Source organism: Micromonospora sp. NPDC005197 (assembly GCF_040608295.1).
GTDB lineage: Bacteria > Actinomycetota > Actinomycetes > Mycobacteriales > Micromonosporaceae > Micromonospora.
The window spans coordinates 1-15,162 of record NZ_JBEXHY010000120.1 but is presented as its reverse complement, the minus strand read 5'-3'; the positions used below and the strand labels follow the sequence as shown (position 1 = coordinate 15,162).

Below are 15,162 nucleotides of genomic sequence, written 5' to 3'. Positions count from 1 at the left end.
CGGCGGGCTGGGAACCGGGCCGGGCAGGGGTACACCCTCAACGCGGTCGGTTGGCAGGAAGGGCTGCTCGGCATGACCCCGCACGCACCCGAGCGCGGGACACGGCCGTAGGTGTTCGCCAACGCGGTGCTACCGGCGTACGGTCTTGGGTATGACCAGCGCGATGCGGAAGCTGTCCATCTCCGTCCCACCCGACGTGGCGGAGCGCCTGGAGCACGAGTCCAACGCCAGCGCGTACATCACCCAGGCCGTCCGGGACCGGATGCGTCTGGACGCCCTGGACGCGGAGCTGGCCCACCAGGGCATCCAGATCACCGAGCAGGGTGTGGCCGAGGCGCGCGCCCGTCGTGCCGCCGTTGAGGCCGACTGGTCGCCGGAGCGCCGGAATGCGCTGCGTGAGCGGGCACGCCAACACCTGCTGGACACCACCGACCAGCCGGCCGCGTGAGCGCCGCGGACGACCGGCCGGTTCGGCTCGTGCTGGATCGGTCAGCGCTGCTGGCTTATCTGGCGGGGTCGGTGCATGTCGGGGAGCCGCTGCACGAGGTCATCCAGGACCGCAACAGGTTCGGTGTCACCGCCGTGACCGCGGCGGAGGCCCTGGCGATCGTCAGCGACCCGAAGGAACGGGCGACCCTGCACCGGCTGCTGACCCTGGACGCCTGTGCGGTGCTCTCCACCGAGGGGCGCTCCTGGCACGAGCTCAGCTACTGGCGGACGGTGACGGGTCGCGCCGATCTCGCCACCACGGTGCTGGCCGTACTCGACCATGACGCCTCGATCCTGACCGGGGAGGACCGGTACGGCGACGGCGAGCTGCCGGTCATCCACATCCCGACCTGACGGTTTCCGCGGGCGCGGCTCAGGTCGGCAGGGCCAGGTCCAGGACCGCGCCGAGGCCGTTCTCCCGGCCCGGGTCGGCGGCCGGGAGCACCAGCACCGCGCAGCCGGCGGCGACGGCGCCCGCGTCCGCCGGACTGTCGCCGACCATCAGCGTCTGCTCGGGGTCGACGCCGAGCATCCCGCACGCCCGCCAGAAGATCGCCGGGTCGGGCTTGCAGCGCCCCACCTCGTACGACAGCACGAACGCGTCGACGAGGTCGGTCAACCCCCAGGCGTCGAAGTGCGGCCGCAGGTCGAAGCCGATGTTGCTGACCACCGCCACCCGCACACCGGCGTCGCGCAGCGCGGCCAGCGTGGGAGCGGTGTCCGGGTACGGCAGCCAGCCCTCGGCGACGAGCAGCCGCTCGTAGAGCGCGTCGGCGAAACCCTCGATGCCCGCGTCCACGGTTTCGGCCAGCCCCGTGTACGCACCCCGGTGCGCGTGCGCGTAGAGGTCCCGGTCGGCCCACAGCTCGGCCAGCCGGGGCGGCACCCGGGCCGGCAGGGGGCCGCCCGCGCGGCCGGCGGTGAGCAGCCGGTCGGCCAGCGAGGTGGCGCGAACCCGGTCCAGGGTGACCCCGCACGCGGCGGCGGCTTCGATGACCCACTGTCGGGGCTCCTCCACCTGGGCCAGGGTGCCGTGGAAGTCGAAGAGCACCGCCTTGACGGGCCGTCGGGACGCCCGCGGGGCGCTGGCGTCCGCGACGCTGCCCGGCGGACTGGTCTGGGGCGGTTCGGCATGGTCCGGCACGCCGTGCACCCTACCGACCCCCGCCGACGGCCCCTCGGGACGGCCTTGTGGGGTGCACTGTCCCGGCACGCACTAATCTTGGTGCCATGTCGAGCCCCGCCGAGCGGTACGCAGCGGCGCGCCGCCGGGCCGCGCAGACCGCGCAGTTCCCGGCACTGGACGAGTTCGCCCTGGACCTGGGGTTCGATCTCGACGACTTCCAGCGCGAGGCGTGTCAGTCGTTGGAGCGGGGCAGCGGCGTGCTGGTCTGTGCCCCCACCGGCGCGGGTAAGACCGTGGTCGGCGAGTTCGCCGTACACCTGGCGCTGCGCGGGCGGCCCGACGACCCGGCGGCGGCCGACGACGCCGCGACGCCACCGACCCGGCGCAAGTGCTTCTACACCACGCCGATCAAGGCGCTGTCCAACCAGAAGTACCACGATCTGGTCGCCCGGTACGGCGCCGAGCAGGTCGGCCTGCTCACCGGCGACAACGCGATCAACGGCGACGCGCCCGTGGTGGTGATGACCACCGAGGTGCTGCGCAACATGCTCTACGCGGGGTCCAGCACCCTGCAGGGGCTGGCGTACGTGGTGATGGACGAGGTGCACTACCTCGCCGACCGGTTCCGCGGCGGCGTGTGGGAAGAGGTGATCATCCACCTGCCCGCCTCGGTCACCCTGGTCTCGCTGTCGGCGACCGTGTCCAACGCCGAGGAGTTCGCCGACTGGTTGGTCACCGTGCGCGGCGAGACCGCTGTGGTGGTCAGCGAGCACCGGCCGGTGCCGCTGTGGCAGCACATGCTGGTCGGCAAGCGGATGTTCGACCTGTTCCACGACGCCGACGCCGCCCGCAAGCACGACGTGCACCCGGAGTTGCTGCGCTACACACGCGACCAGATGCGCCGCCTGGAGCTGGGGGAGGGGCGCAGCGCCGGGCCGGGCGCCGGTCGGCGCGGCCCCCGCTGGCGGGGGCCGATGCGCCCGGACATCGTCGACCGGCTGGACCGCGAAGGGCTGCTGCCGGCGATCCTGTTCATCTTCAGCCGGGCCGGCTGCGCCGCCGCCGTGCAGCAGTGCCTGGCCGCCGGGCTGCGGCTCACCTCGCCCGAGGAGCGGGCCGAGATCCGCCGGGTGGTCGAGTCCCGGGTCACCGCCATCCCCGGCGAGGACCTGACGGTGCTGGGCTACTGGGAGTGGCTCGACGGGTTGGAGCGTGGCCTCGCGGCCCACCACGCCGGCATGCTGCCGGTGTTCAAGGAGATCGTCGAGGAGCTGTTCGTCCGGGGTCTGGTCAAGGCGGTCTTCGCCACCGAGACCCTGGCGTTGGGCATCAACATGCCGGCCCGCTGCGTGGTCCTGGAACGGCTGGTCAAGTACAACGGCGAGGCGCACGTCGACCTGACCCCGGGGGAGTACACCCAGCTCACCGGCCGTGCCGGTCGGCGTGGCATCGACGTCGAGGGGCACGCCGTCGTGGTGTGGTCCCCGGAGACCGACCCACGGCACGTGGCCGGGCTCGCCTCCACCCGCACCTATCCGTTGCGCTCCAGCTTCCGGCCCTCGTACAACATGGCGGTGAACCTGGTCGGCACGGTCGGCGCGGAGCCCGCCCGGGCGCTGCTGGAGTCCTCGTTCGCCCAGTTCCAGGCCGACCGGTCGGTGGTCGGCCTGGCTCGGCAGGTGCAGCGCAACACCGAGACCATCGAGGCGTACGGCGCGGAGGCCGCCTGCCACCACGGCGACTTCGACGAGTACTTCGCGCTGCGGGTGGCGATCGCCGACCGGGAGAAGGCCATCGCCCGGCAGGGGCAGACCCAGCGCAAGGCCGCCGCCGTGGCGTCGCTGGAGCGCCTGCGGGTCGGCGACGTGATCCGCGTGCCGTCGGGCCGGCGGGCCGGCCTGGCCGTCGTGCTCGACCCGGCGACCGGTGGTTTCGGCGAACCTCGTCCGCTGGTGCTCACCCAGGACCGCTGGGCGGGGCGGGTCAGCCCCGGCGACTTCACCACCCCGGCCGAGGTGCTGGCCCGCATCCGGGTGCCCAAACATTTCAACCACCGCTCGCCGGGTGCCCGGCGGGACCTGGCCGCCGAGGTCAGCGGCACCGGCCTGGACCGGCACGGCGGTCGCCGCGGTGGCCGCTCCCGGCAGGCGCCCGGCGAGGACCACCGGCTCACCCAACTCCGCACCGAGCTGCGTAACCATCCCTGCCACGCCTGCCCGGAGCGCGAGGAGCACGCCCGCTGGGCGGAGCGGCGCCGTCGGCTGGAGCGGGACACCGAGGAGCTGCGCGAGCGGGTGTCCGGGCGCACCGGGTCCCTCGCGCGGACCTTCGACCGGATCGTCGCGCTGCTGACCGATCGTGGTTACCTCGCCCGTGACGGCGTGGTCACCGACGCCGGTCGGATGCTCGGGCGGATCTGGACGGAAGCGGATCTGCTGGTCGCCGAGTGTCTGCGCCGACGGGTGTGGGACGGGCTCTCCCCGGCCGAGCTGGCCGCCGCGGTGTCCGTGGTGGTCTTCGAGGCGCGTCGCGACGTCGACGAGCGGGCGTCGCTGCCGCGCGGCCCGGTGGCCGACGCCGTCGACGAGACGCTGAAGCTGTGGGGTGAGATCGAAGCCGACGAGGCGGCGCGCGGTCTGGCCGCGACCCGGGAGCCGGATCTCGGCTTCGCCTGGCCGGTCTACCGGTGGGCGCGGGGCGAGGCGCTGGCCAAGGTGCTCGGCAGCGGGCACGAGATTGACGGGGAGATGCCCGCCGGTGACTTCGTCCGGTGGGCCCGGCAGGTGGTCGACCTGCTCGGTCAACTTGCCGACTCCGGCGGCGCCTCGCCGGAGCTGCGCTCCACCGCCCGACAGGCGATAGCGGCCATCAACCGGGGCGTGCTGGCGTACCACACCTCCGCCTGATCATCATTTTCGGTCAGCGTCGCCCGCGAACCGACGCATCGGACGGTCACCGCGACGGCACCCCCCGAACAGCCCGGGGGGCGCTGTTGCGCCTGGTCGGGGCACCCCTGATCATTGCCCGAGCGCCGTACTTACGCGCCGGTAACGAATGGGGGAGAGGACCGCCGTGGCGGACATCAATCACTTTGAGTACGGGTGGATCACACCCGCGCTGAGCTACGCGCTGTCCGTGCTCGGCTCGATCCTCGGGCTCGTCTGCGCCGGTCGCATCCGTACCGCCCGTACCGCCGGTCAGCGCGCCTGGTGGGGTCTGCTGGCCGCCTGGGCGCTCGGCGGCACCGCCATCTGGGCGATGCACTTCATGGCCATGCTCGGCTTCGCCGTCGGCGGCACCCGCATCCGGTACGACGTGCCCCTCACCGCCGCCAGCACCGCCATCGCGGTGGTCGCGGTCGGTATCGGCCTGGCCATCGTCGGCACCGGCCGGCTGAATCCGGTACGCCTCGTCGCCGGTGGCGTCTTCACCGGCGTCGGCGTCGCCGCCATGCACTACACCGGCATGGCGGCGATGCGCCTCAACGGCAGCCTCGGCTACGACAGCACCCGCGTCATCCTCTCGGTGGTCGTCGCGGTCGTCGCCGCCACCGTCGCGCTGTGGCTCGCGATGACCGTCCGTCGCCCACTGGCGATCTTCGCGTCCGCGCTGGTCATGGGCGTCGCCGTGAACGGCATGCACTTCACCGGCATGAGCGCGCTCTCGGTGCACCTGCACGAACGTGCGGACGGGGTGACCGGCACCAGGGTGAGCGCGTTGCTGGTGCCGATCATCGTGGCGGTGATCTTCGGGGTGGTCGGGCTGCTCTACGCCCTGCTCGCCGCGCCCACCGACGACGACCGGGCCGCCGCCGCGTACCTCGACGCGCGCCGGGGACCGGAGCCGGCCCCGGCTGCGCCGGTGGCCGCTCCGGACCCGGTCGGGCTGCGTGCCCGCTCCACCCTGGGGCAGCCCGGCACCCCGTTCCCGTCGCGTCGGGACACCCCGCCGCGCTGACGCCCAGCACCCGGGGCGGGAGTGATCAGGCCACCGGGACCCGGTCCAGGAAGCCGAGCACCTGGCTGAGCTGCCCGTTGCCGTCCAGCACGGCGACGTCGAAGCCCACGACCGGCGCCTCGACCCCGTCGGGCCCCAACTCCCAGGTGAACCGGACCTGGTCGTGGTGGCCGTCGACCGGGCCGGCCAGCCGGAACGTCATGCCGGGAAACTGGCCCTGCACGGCCGCGATCGTGGCGTCGATCGCCTTCCGGCCCTCGGCGACGGTGAGCGGGTCGACGTAGCGGGCGTCGGGGGCCCACACGTCGGCGATCTGGGTGCGGCGACGGGCCGGGTCGGTCTCGTTCCAGATCGCGATGTACCGCTCGGCCAGCGCGTCGAAGCTCGTAGCCATGGCTCTCTCCTCATCGTCGGGTGACGAGCGGCGGTGGGCGCCGCTCTCGGGAGAGATGGTTGCGGCCCGCCCGGGGCGCTGTCGATTACGTCGGAGGTAATGGTCCGTGCGCCGGCGCGATCACTAGGGTCGGTCGCGTGACGACGACGACCAGGCCGGTACGACGGGTCGGCGAGCTGCTGCGCGACTGGCGCCAGAGCCGCCGGATGAGCCAACTCGACCTGTCGATCGAGACGGGGATCTCCGCTCGACATCTGAGCTTCGTGGAGACCGGGCGGTCCCGGCCGAGCCCCGAGCTGATCCTGCGGCTCGCCGAGCAGCTCGACGTACCGCTTGCGGACCGCAACACCATCCTGCTCGCCGGCGGGTACGCGCCCGCCTATCCCCGCCACGAGCTGGACGACCCGGAGCTGGCCCCGGTGCGTGCCGCCGTACGGCGGATCCTCGACGGCCACGGCCCGTACCCGGCGGCGCTCATCGACCGGCACTGGCAACTCGTCGAGGCCAACCCCGCCGTGGCGTTGTTCACCGACGGCGCGGCGCCGCACCTGCTCGTCCCTCCGGTCAACGTCCTGCGGCTCAGCCTGCACCCCGACGGCATGGCCCCGCGGATCGGCAACCTGCCCGAGTGGCGTACGCACCTGCTCACCCGGCTGCGCCAGACGGCCGCCGCCACCGGCGACGCGGCCCTGCACGACCTGTACGAGGAGCTGCGCGGCTATCCCGGCGGCAACGGCCATTCGCAGGCTTTGGACGACCCGGTCTCGCGGGTCGCCGTCGGACTCCGGTACCGCCACCACGGCCGGGAACTGTCCTTCCTCAGCACCACCACCGTGTTCGGCACCCCGCTCGACGTCACCGTCGCCGGGCTGGCCGTCGAGTCGTTCTTCCCCGCCGACGCGGCGACGCTGCGCGCCCTCGGCGTACGGGGCGGCGACGAGGTCCCACCGAGCTGACCGAGGTGCTCCCGCTGTGCCGGTCGCGGGGCGTGTCGGTGTTGAATGCGGGGGTGTCCGCCACCCGCCAGTCAGCCCGGACACAGAGGAGAGTGAGATGAACTTCCAGCGCCTCGGCCCGAGCGGCCAGGAGATCCCGGTCGTCCAGCGCGACGGTACGACCTTCGACCTGCGGCCGCTCACCGCAGACCTGGACGGGGCGTTCTGGGCGTCGGACGGGATCGCGCGGACGCGGGTCGCGCTCGACAGTGGCGAGCTGGCCGAGCTGCCCGACGCGGACAGCCTGCGGGTGGGTGCTCCCATCGCCCGACCTCACAAGATCGTCTGCATCGGACTCAACTACCGCGATCACGCGGCGGAGACGGGTGCGGCGCTGCCGGCCGAGCCGGTGGTCTTCATGAAGGACCCGATGACGATCGTCGGGCCGTACGACGACGTTCTCGTTCCGCGCGGCTCGACGAAGACCGACTGGGAGGTCGAACTCGCGGTCGTCGTCGGCACGACCATCCGCTACGCCGACTCCCCGCAGGAGGCCATGCGGCACATCGCGGGGTACGCGGTGTCGCACGACGTCTCCGAGCGGGCGTTCCAGTTGGAGCGCGGGGGCCAGTGGGACAAGGGCAAGAGCTGCGAGACCTTCAACCCGCTGGGGCCGAGCCTCGTGCCGGCCGACGAGGTCGACGACCCGCAGTCGCTGGCGCTGCGGTTGTGGGTCAACGGGGTTCTCCGCCAGGACGGGTCCACCAAGGACATGATCTTCCCGGTCGCGCACGTCGTCTGGTACCTCAGCCAGTTCATGGTCCTGTACCCCGGCGACGTCATCAACACGGGCACGCCCGCCGGGGTGGCGCTGGGCCTTCCGGACCACCCGTACCTGCGCGCCGGCGACGTGGTGGAGCTGGAGGTCGCCGGCCTGGGGCGGGCACGCCAGACGTTGGTGGCGGCATGAGCGCGGAGTTCGCCGGGCTGGCCGCGCTGGTCACGGGAGGCGCCTCCGGCATCGGCCGCGCCACCGCCGTGGAGTTGCGCGAGCGGGGGGCCCGGGTGGCCGTCCTCGACCTCGACCCGAGCGGCCTGCCGGAGGGCATCGCCGGCATCGCCGCCGACGTGTCGAGCCGCCCGTCGGTGCAACAGGCTGTCGCCGCGGCCGCCGACGCGCTCGGCGGCATCGACGTGGTGGTCAACAACGCCGGGATCGGCGCGACCGGGACCGTCGCCGACCAGACCGACGACGAGTGGCACCGCGTGCTCGACGTCAACGTGGTCGGCATGGCGCGCGTCGTCAGCGCGGCCCTGCCCTGGCTGCGCCGCTCGGAGCACGCGTCGGTCGTCAACCTCTCGTCCATCGCCGCGCTCAACGGATTGCCCGGCCGGGCGCTCTACTCGGCCAGCAAGGGCGCCGTGCTGTCGCTGACCCTCGCCATGGCCACCGACCACGTCCGCGAGGGCATCCGGTTCAACTGCGTCTGCCCCGGCACGGCCGACACGCCCTGGGTGGGACGACTGCTGGCGCAGGCGGACGACCCGGCCGCCGAGCGCCTGGCGTTGCAGGCCCGCCAGCCCATCGGACGACTGGTCACGCCGCAGGAGGTCGCGAACGCGATCGTCTACCTCGCGTCGCCGCTCTCGGCGTCGACCACGGGTACGGTGTTGGACGTCGACGGTGGCCTCACCCATCTGCGGGTCCGGCCGTGACGACGGGCGGGGGTGTGCGGTGCGGATCGCGCTGTTCGTGACCTGCCTGGCCGACACCATGTTCCCGCAGGCGGCCACCGCGACGGTGCGGCTGCTGGAGCGGCTCGGCCACGAGGTGGTCTTCCCGCCGGAGCAGACCTGCTGCGGGCAGATGCACGTCAACACCGGCTACCAGCGCGAGGCCGTTCCCCTGGTACGCCGGCACGTGCGGGTCTTCGACCCGTACGACGTGATCGTCGCGCCGTCGGGCTCCTGCGTCGGGTCGGTGCGCCACCAGCACGCGATGGTGGCCCGGCGGGCCGGCGACGTACGGCTGGCCAGCCGGGCCGAGTCGGTGGCCGAGCGGACGTACGAGCTGTCGGAGCTGCTCGTCGACGTGCTCGGGGTGACCGACGTGGGCGCGTACTACCCGCACCGGGTCACCTACCATCCGACCTGCCACTCGCTGCGGATGCTGCGGGTGGGTGACCGGCCGCGACAGTTGCTGCGCGCGGTGCGCGGCCTCGACCTGGTCGAGTTGCCGGCGGCGGAGCAGTGCTGCGGGTTCGGCGGCACGTTCGCGGTGAAGAACCCGGAGACGTCCACGGCGATGCTGGCGGACAAGATGCGCCACGTGCTCGCCACCGGCGCCGACGTGTGCGCCGCCGGGGACGTCTCGTGTCTCATGCACATCGGCGGCGGCCTGTCGCGACTGCGGACCGGGGTGCGCACCGTGCACCTCGCCGAGATCCTGGCCTCGACCGAGCAGAGCGGCACGGTCAGCGCCCGGTCGGCGGTCCGGTCGTGACCCGCCGGACGTTCCTCGGCATGCCGGCGACCACCCCACCGGTGACCGCGCCGGCGGGCGTGGGGCACCTGCGCGGCGACGAGTCGTTCCCGAGCGCCGCGCGGCGCAGCCTGGCCGACCCGCAACTGCGGCGCAACCTCCGCCACGCCACGTCGACGATCCGGGCCAAGTCCGCGGGTGTGATCGCCGAGCAGGCGGACTGGGAGCAGTTGCGCGCGGCGGGCGCGGCCATCAAGGCCGACACCCTGCACCGCCTGCCCGACCTGCTGGAACAGCTCGAAGAGAAGGTCACCGAGGCCGGCGGCGTGGTGCACTGGGCGGCGGACGCGGTTGAGGCCAACCGGATCGTCACCGACCTCGTCCGCGCGGCCGGCGCGGACCGGGTCATCAAGGTCAAGTCCATGGCGACCCAGGAGATCGGCCTCAACGAGGCCCTCGAAGCGGCCGGGATCACCCCAATCGAGACGGACCTGGCGGAGCTGATCGTGCAGCTCGGCGACGACCGGCCGAGCCACATCCTGGTGCCCGCGATCCACCGCAACCGGGCCGAGATCCGGGAGATCTTCCTGCGGGAGATGCCCGGCGTCGACCCGGCGCTCACCGACGACCCGGCGGCCCTCGCGGCCGCCGCGCGCCGGTTCCTGCGCGAGACGTTCCTGAGTACGCCGGTGGCGGTGTCCGGCGCGAACTTCGCCGTCGCCGAGACGGGCACCCTGGCCGTGGTCGAGTCCGAGGGCAACGGGCGGATGTGCCTGACCCTGCCGGAAACCCTCATCACCGTCATGGGCGTGGAGAAGGTGGTGCCGACCTGGCGGGACCTGGAGGTCTTCCTCCAGCTGCTGCCGCGGGCGTCGACGGGGGAGCGGATGAACCCGTACACCTCGATGTGGACGGGCGTGACCCCGGGCGACGGGCCGCAGGCGTTCCACCTGGTCCTGCTCGACAACGGGCGTAGCGCGGTGCTCGCCGACGAGGTCGGCCGGCAGGCGCTGCGGTGCATCCGCTGCTCGGCGTGCCTCAACGTGTGCCCGGTCTACGAGCGTGCCGGCGGCCACGCCTACGGGTCGGTGTACCCGGGGCCCATCGGGGCGGTGCTGTCGCCCCAGCTCACCGGCATCGAGGACAACGCCTCCCTGCCGTACGCGTCGACGCTCTGCGGCGCCTGCTACGACGCCTGCCCCGTCAAAATCAACATCCCGGAGCTGCTGGTGCACCTGCGTGCCGAGGCCGTCGAGTCGCGACCGCGGCCCACCGCCGAGTCGATCGCGATGGCCGCCGCCGCGTACACGATGGACCGACCCCGGCTGTACGCGGCCGGGCAGCGCGCCGCGCGGCTGAGCCGGCTCGCCGGTCGGCGTGGCCGAGGGCTGCCCCCACCGCTGAACGGCTGGACCGCCAGCCGGGACCTGCCGGACCCGCCGGCGCAGACGTTCCGCGAATGGTGGGCCGGGCGGTGACCTCCCGGGACCTCGTCCTCGGCCGGCTGCGGGCCGCGCTCGCCACCGGCAGCCCCGCGCCGGCGCCGGCGCCCCGCGACTACCGGCAGGCCGACACCGTCGACCTCGACCAGCTGGCGCAGCGGCTGACCGACTACCGGGCGCACGTGCACCGGGTCGCCGAGGCCGCCGTCGCCGACACGATCGCCGACCTCCTGCCGGTGGGGGGCACCGTCGTCGTACCGCCGGGCCTGCCGCCTGCCTGGCTGCCGCCGACGGTGACCGCGCTGACCGACGACGGCCTCGACCACGCGCGGATCGGCGCCGCGGACGCCGTCGTCACCGCCGCCGCCGTCGCCATCGCCCAGACCGGAACGATCGTCCTCGACGGCTCGCCCGACCAGGGCCGCCGGGTGCTCAGCCTCCTACCGGACCGGCATGTGTGCGTCCTCCGCGCCGACCAGGTGGTGGCCACCGTGCCCGAGGCCCTGGCCCGACTGACGCCGCACCGCCCGCTGACCTGGATCAGTGGGCCGTCGGCCACCAGCGACATCGAGTTGATCCGGGTGGAGGGGGTGCACGGCCCGCGCCGTCTGCACGTCGTCCTGCTGCCCTGACCCCGGCCGGCCTGAGCTCATCCCTCGGCTACGTAGACACCTTTACCGGGATGTCCCTCAACCAACCCGCGGTCCTTGAGGATGGTCATGACCCGGTTGATGGTGGAAATGTGCACGGCGTGCTGCTCGGCAAGCTCCCGTGTGGACGGTAGCTTCTCGCCCGGCGCAAGTTCTCCGGACTTGATCTTTCCGGCGATCTCGTTCGCTCTGCGCCGGTAGTCCACTCTCTCGGTCGGCATCAGTCGACCTCGACGGGTCGCAGTTGGCTCAGCACGGTGGGGTCGGTGATCCGGTCGTCGGCGGCCAGCATGATCGCCTTGGACAGGATCGTGGACAGCATGGGGTCGTCGTCGAACGGCAGGTGCAGACGCCCGGTCTGTGCGCGCGCGGCGACGATGCACAGGTACGCGTCGTCGGGCTCCATCATGACGTTGCCCGACCCGAGGTGGATCCGGTACGCGCGCAGGGTCCCCCGGACCCGCAGATACCGGTCCGTGAGGTCCACCCGGTCGGCGATGGCCATTCTGGGCAGCAGCCGCGCGAGCGCGTCCCGGCGTACCTGCGCCGACGGGGTCAGCTCCGCGACCGCCGTGCGCTGCCAGTAGGCGGAGAAGCGTTCGTCGCCGCGATCGGCCCACTGCGGGTCGGTGGCGATCGAGGTGACGCCGACGAACAGGTCCACGTCGCGCATGGCCTCGCTGAACACCAGCGGTGGCACGTCGATGACCGGGGCGGGCAGCCAGGTCGTCCCGTCGTGTCGGGCGAAGCGCACCTGGTCGGTGGAGCAGTACTCGACGTCGTAGTGGTGTGGATCGGGGTTGTCGACAAGCGCGTGGTGGAAGGACGCCCGCCACGCCCCGCCGCCGAAGACCTTGGTGGCTTCGCTGTCGTACCCGCCGTCCCAGGTGCCGAGGTAGCCGGCCTGCCAGCCACGGGTGCGCAGCAGGGCGTTGGCCTGCCGGTAGCGCAGGATGTGCCCGGCGAACCGGTTGGAGTAGGTGTGCGTCTTCTCCTCGGCCGGCGTGCGCGGGTAGACCTCCCGGAAGACCTGCTTGAACGGCTGCGTCAGGCTGGCGGCGACCAGGTGCCCACGCCAGGTGAGGACCTCGGCCGTGTTCGCGCGGACGGGATGCCACAGCCGGACCGACCCGTGCGCGAGGGCCCGGCCGTCCCGGTCGACGATCGTCCACTCGTCGCCGTCCCGTCGGGGCAGGCCGGCGGTCCAGCGCTGGCCGTCGGTGCTGGTCTCCCACAGCAGGCGCCGTCCGTAGGTCGCCGTGACCGGGTGGTCGAGGAAGCGCGACGACCAGTCCGGGTACGACCAGGTGCGCTCCTCCGACAGCAGCCCCTCCACCCGTTGGCGCTCGCTCGCCAGGGTCGCGCCGATCCGCTTGACGACGTCCCGCAGGTGCGTGAGCTCGTCGCCATGCGCCTGCTTGACCTGGGCCGGGACGCCCTTGAGGGCAACGCCGTCCCGGGCGAAGACCAGCCGTGCCCGGTCGCCCACGATCTCGACCGTCGCCTCGTACGGGCCGACGGCTGTGCGCAGGCACCCGTCGGGCCCGAGCCCGTGGTCGTCGACTGTCAGCTCCATGACCTCGCTGAGCGTCCACCCGCGTCGCGCGCCGAGCTGGGTCAGCGCGGCCTGGACCCGGCTCCGCACGGCCTTGTTCCGGACCGTCACGGCCAGCCGGGCCAGCGTGCGCAGCGGCACGTCGCCGTCGCGGTCGGCCAGCAGTCGTACCGCCGCGATCGCCGTGCGCGGGGCGTACGGGAACCCGGCGGCCTGGCGCGGCGCTGCCGCCGCACCGGCGGTGACCCGCGCCAGCAGGTCCGTCGCTCCTTCGTCGCGCTCGCGCGACAACGCCCAGACCAGCCCGCGCAGGAGGCGGTCCGAGTCGTCGTGGACGGTCCGGCCGTGGGCGGTGAACGCGTCGAGCAGCCGGCGTACGACCTGCCGGCCGCCGTGCGCGGCCGCGAGCAGTTCGTCGAGGCGGCGCAGCCACTTCGCGGTCGCCGCCGGTTTGTCCAGAGCGGCGCAGTGCTCCAGCAATTCCGGCACCCCCGGCGCGACGAGGGCGGCTCCCAGGTCGGCGCGTACGGCTGGCCCGAAGGTGTCCCCGCCGTGCAACAGCGACGACGGCAGGCGACTACCGGTGGCCCGGTCGATGGCCCGGCCGAGCAGCGTCACGGCACGTCGGCGGGGCCCCGCTGCGATGAAGTAGTCGTCGACCAGCTCACTGACGAGGGCGGACAGCGCCGGCACCAGGTCGGCCAGCTCGGCGGCCGGCAGGCGCGGAGCGATCAGGGCGGGCAGCTCCAGGTCGGCGCCGTTGTCGAAGCCGGCGCCGCGAGCGAGGACGTCCAGGCACCACACCAGGTCCGCCCGCGTGAACGGGACGTCCTCGGCGGCGAGGCTGCGTACGACGTCGTTCAGCGCGGTGGGGATCGAGCCGCTCGCCGACTCCCGGTGCACGGCCAGGGCGGCGCGGCGACGCTCCTCGGCTGGCCACGACTCGACGGTGGCCCACTCCGGCACGCTGGTCACCGAGGAGCCCCAGAAGTACGTGCTCGCGATCCTCAGCACCGCCCGGATCCGTTCGTCGGCCTCGGCGACGCCGGTCTCCACCTGTCGCCGGTCCGCATCGGTCAGGAGGGGCAGCAGTGCCGTCCAGTCGCCCATGTCAGCCACCCACCAGCGCGACGAGCCGGACGAACGCCACGTCCGGGTCGGTACGCAGGTCGATCTCCTCGTCGAGGTCCTCGATCTGGCGGTCGCCGACCAACAGCAGGAAACCGTTACGGGCGAACGCGGCGCAGGCCCGATCCGCCTGCGCCACCCAGTCGAGCCGCCTGCCCGGGGTGACCCGGTAGCCGTTCAGCGTCGCCTCCGTGTCGGTCGGCTGGACCAGGCCCCGGAAGTGCCGCGGCTGCTGGGCGTTGAACCGCGCCACCTCCTCGCGCACCCGCAGCCGGACCAGTTCCCGCGCCGAGATGCGCTCCGGCAGGCCCGCCAACGGCCAGCTCTCGATGGCTCTGCCGGTCGCTGTCTCATCCCGAACGATCACCGTGACCATGCCCTGTGCTCCCTGCTCTGAGATGAGCGGCAGCATGGCACGACCCTCCGACGAGAAGCACCGCAGGAACTGTTCTGCCTACCGCACCCGCCGGCGGCTGTCGTCAGCGGCGGGTCGGCCGTGTGTCCTCGATGACGAGGGTGGCCAGCAGGGCGGGGTGGTCGGTCGCCCCACCCATGCCCACCGACCGGGTGCAGCAGAGCACGATGTCGGTGCTCGTCAGGATGTGCTGCACCGCGCCGTCGCCGACGCGCAGGTAACCGGGCGGCGTGCAGGACCGTACGTCGGGGTCGTCGCCGAGGCGGAGGTTGAGGTCGCCGCTGAGCACGGTGGGCGCGTACCCGGTGCTCCGACGAATGGCGGGCAGGATCTCGTCGAGCAGGTGGCCGCACTGGGTGAGCGCGACGGCGCGGCTGGTCGCCGCCAGGTGGGTGGTGCAGGCGTTGAGGGCGCCGCCGACGTGGACGCAGAGCCAGGGTCGTTCCTCGGGGTCCGCGACGTCCTGTGTGGGGTGGATTCCACTGTGCACGGCGTACCGGCTGTCGGCCGCCGGCAGCCGGGTCAGCAACCCGATGCCGTACGCCTGGCCGTTGCGGCATCGGGTGTCGGCGACCGCCCCAGCGGCGCC

15 protein-coding genes and 1 pseudogene are annotated in these 15,162 nt (G+C 73.1%); 10 read left to right on the top strand and 6 right to left on the bottom strand.

Translation table 11 applies throughout. The features are described from left to right. Positions 1-151 precede the first annotated feature (151 nt). Together ABZU46_RS26360 and ABZU46_RS26355 are read left to right on the top strand one after the other, a co-directional pair. Entirely contained in the window at positions 152-448 is a 297-nt protein-coding gene (locus tag ABZU46_RS26360) for a hypothetical protein (protein WP_354861940.1), read from the top strand. Continuing rightward, complete coding sequence (locus ABZU46_RS26355) at positions 445-843, top strand: hypothetical protein (RefSeq protein WP_354861939.1); 399 nt, start codon at positions 445-447, stop codon at positions 841-843. Before ABZU46_RS26360 ends, ABZU46_RS26355 begins: the two co-directional genes overlap by 4 nt. Positions 844-862: 19 nt before the next feature. Here the strand turns inward: ABZU46_RS26355 and ABZU46_RS26350 are convergent, their stop codons facing one another. Then, positions 863-1,633 (bottom strand): HAD-IA family hydrolase, encoded by a 771-nt coding sequence (locus ABZU46_RS26350; RefSeq protein ID WP_354861937.1) that lies wholly within the window; start codon positions 1,631-1,633, stop codon positions 863-865. An 86-nt stretch (positions 1,634-1,719) separates the two neighbouring features. Here ABZU46_RS26350 and ABZU46_RS26345 point away from each other — a divergent pair, with 86 nt between their 5' ends. After that, positions 1,720-4,521, top strand: a complete 2,802-nt coding sequence (locus tag ABZU46_RS26345; protein ID WP_354861936.1) for a DEAD/DEAH box helicase — start codon at positions 1,720-1,722, stop codon at positions 4,519-4,521. A 166-nt stretch (positions 4,522-4,687) separates the two neighbouring features. Then, positions 4,688-5,572, top strand: coding sequence for an MHYT domain-containing protein (locus tag ABZU46_RS26340; protein WP_354861934.1), 885 nt, complete (start codon positions 4,688-4,690; stop codon positions 5,570-5,572). Positions 5,573-5,597: 25 nt separating this feature from the next. Here ABZU46_RS26340 and ABZU46_RS26335 read toward each other — a convergent pair whose 3' ends face one another. After that, positions 5,598-5,966 (bottom strand): nuclear transport factor 2 family protein, encoded by a 369-nt coding sequence (locus tag ABZU46_RS26335; RefSeq protein ID WP_354861933.1) that lies wholly within the window; start codon positions 5,964-5,966, stop codon positions 5,598-5,600. A gap of 137 nt (positions 5,967-6,103) precedes the next feature. Between ABZU46_RS26335 and ABZU46_RS26330 the strand changes: the two genes are divergently transcribed. From ABZU46_RS26330 to ABZU46_RS26305, 6 genes are all read left to right on the top strand, one after another. Further along, positions 6,104-6,922 carry a helix-turn-helix transcriptional regulator gene (locus ABZU46_RS26330; RefSeq protein ID WP_354861931.1) on the top strand — a complete coding sequence of 273 codons (819 nt, stop codon included), beginning with the start codon at positions 6,104-6,106 and terminating at the stop codon, positions 6,920-6,922. Between the two features lie 97 nt (positions 6,923-7,019). Next, positions 7,020-7,871 carry a fumarylacetoacetate hydrolase family protein gene (locus tag ABZU46_RS26325; protein WP_354861930.1) on the top strand — a complete coding sequence of 284 codons (852 nt, stop codon included), beginning with the start codon at positions 7,020-7,022 and terminating at the stop codon, positions 7,869-7,871. Continuing rightward, positions 7,868-8,617, top strand: coding sequence for an SDR family oxidoreductase (locus ABZU46_RS26320; protein ID WP_354861928.1), 750 nt, complete (start codon positions 7,868-7,870; stop codon positions 8,615-8,617). The genes ABZU46_RS26325 and ABZU46_RS26320 overlap by 4 nt, the downstream gene beginning before the upstream one ends. Before the next feature lie 19 nt (positions 8,618-8,636). Continuing rightward, the gene (locus ABZU46_RS26315) at positions 8,637-9,404 is read left to right on the top strand and encodes a (Fe-S)-binding protein (protein WP_354861926.1); all 768 of its coding nucleotides are present in this window, start codon (positions 8,637-8,639) and stop codon (positions 9,402-9,404) included. A 20-nt stretch (positions 9,405-9,424) separates the two neighbouring features. After that, positions 9,425-10,861 carry a LutB/LldF family L-lactate oxidation iron-sulfur protein gene (locus ABZU46_RS26310; RefSeq protein ID WP_354861942.1) on the top strand — a complete coding sequence of 479 codons (1,437 nt, stop codon included), beginning with the start codon at positions 9,425-9,427 and terminating at the stop codon, positions 10,859-10,861. Beyond that, complete coding sequence (locus tag ABZU46_RS26305; RefSeq protein WP_354861924.1) at positions 10,843-11,457, top strand: LUD domain-containing protein; 615 nt, start codon at positions 10,843-10,845, stop codon at positions 11,455-11,457. Before ABZU46_RS26310 ends, ABZU46_RS26305 begins: the two co-directional genes overlap by 19 nt. A gap of 17 nt (positions 11,458-11,474) precedes the next feature. On the opposite strand, the gene ABZU46_RS26300 is transcribed toward ABZU46_RS26305, so the two are convergent. The 4 genes and pseudogenes from ABZU46_RS26300 to ABZU46_RS26285 all read right to left on the bottom strand — a co-directional run. Beyond that, the gene (locus tag ABZU46_RS26300) at positions 11,475-11,696 is read right to left on the bottom strand and encodes a winged helix-turn-helix domain-containing protein (RefSeq protein WP_354861923.1); all 222 of its coding nucleotides are present in this window, start codon (positions 11,694-11,696) and stop codon (positions 11,475-11,477) included. Further along, on the bottom strand, positions 11,696-14,140 hold the full coding sequence (locus tag ABZU46_RS26295; protein WP_354861921.1) for a DUF4132 domain-containing protein: 2,445 nt from the start codon (positions 14,138-14,140) through the stop codon (positions 11,696-11,698). The genes ABZU46_RS26300 and ABZU46_RS26295 overlap by 1 nt, the downstream gene beginning before the upstream one ends. A 1-nt stretch (position 14,141) precedes the next feature. Then, the gene (locus tag ABZU46_RS26290; protein WP_354861919.1) at positions 14,142-14,534 is read right to left on the bottom strand and encodes a hypothetical protein; all 393 of its coding nucleotides are present in this window, start codon (positions 14,532-14,534) and stop codon (positions 14,142-14,144) included. A 103-nt stretch (positions 14,535-14,637) separates the two neighbouring features. Beyond that, positions 14,638-15,162, bottom strand: a pseudogene (locus ABZU46_RS26285) (endonuclease/exonuclease/phosphatase family protein); the annotation flags it as partial.

Coding starts and splice junctions, on each gene's coding strand:
- ABZU46_RS26360 (WP_354861940.1), top strand. CDS start 152: ATGACCAGCGCGATGCGGAAGCTGTCCATCTCCGTCCCACCCGACGTG.
- ABZU46_RS26345 (WP_354861936.1), top strand. CDS start 1,720: ATGTCGAGCCCCGCCGAGCGGTACGCAGCGGCGCGCCGCCGGGCCGCG.
- ABZU46_RS26335 (WP_354861933.1), bottom strand. CDS start 5,966: ATGGCTACGAGCTTCGACGCGCTGGCCGAGCGGTACATCGCGATCTGG.
- ABZU46_RS26325 (WP_354861930.1), top strand. CDS start 7,020: ATGAACTTCCAGCGCCTCGGCCCGAGCGGCCAGGAGATCCCGGTCGTC.
- ABZU46_RS26320 (WP_354861928.1), top strand. CDS start 7,868: ATGAGCGCGGAGTTCGCCGGGCTGGCCGCGCTGGTCACGGGAGGCGCC.
- ABZU46_RS26310 (WP_354861942.1), top strand. CDS start 9,425: ATGCCGGCGACCACCCCACCGGTGACCGCGCCGGCGGGCGTGGGGCAC.
- ABZU46_RS26305 (WP_354861924.1), top strand. CDS start 10,843: ATGGTGGGCCGGGCGGTGACCTCCCGGGACCTCGTCCTCGGCCGGCTG.
- ABZU46_RS26300 (WP_354861923.1), bottom strand. CDS start 11,696: ATGCCGACCGAGAGAGTGGACTACCGGCGCAGAGCGAACGAGATCGCC.
- ABZU46_RS26295 (WP_354861921.1), bottom strand. CDS start 14,140: ATGGGCGACTGGACGGCACTGCTGCCCCTCCTGACCGATGCGGACCGG.
- ABZU46_RS26290 (WP_354861919.1), bottom strand. CDS start 14,534: ATGGTCACGGTGATCGTTCGGGATGAGACAGCGACCGGCAGAGCCATC.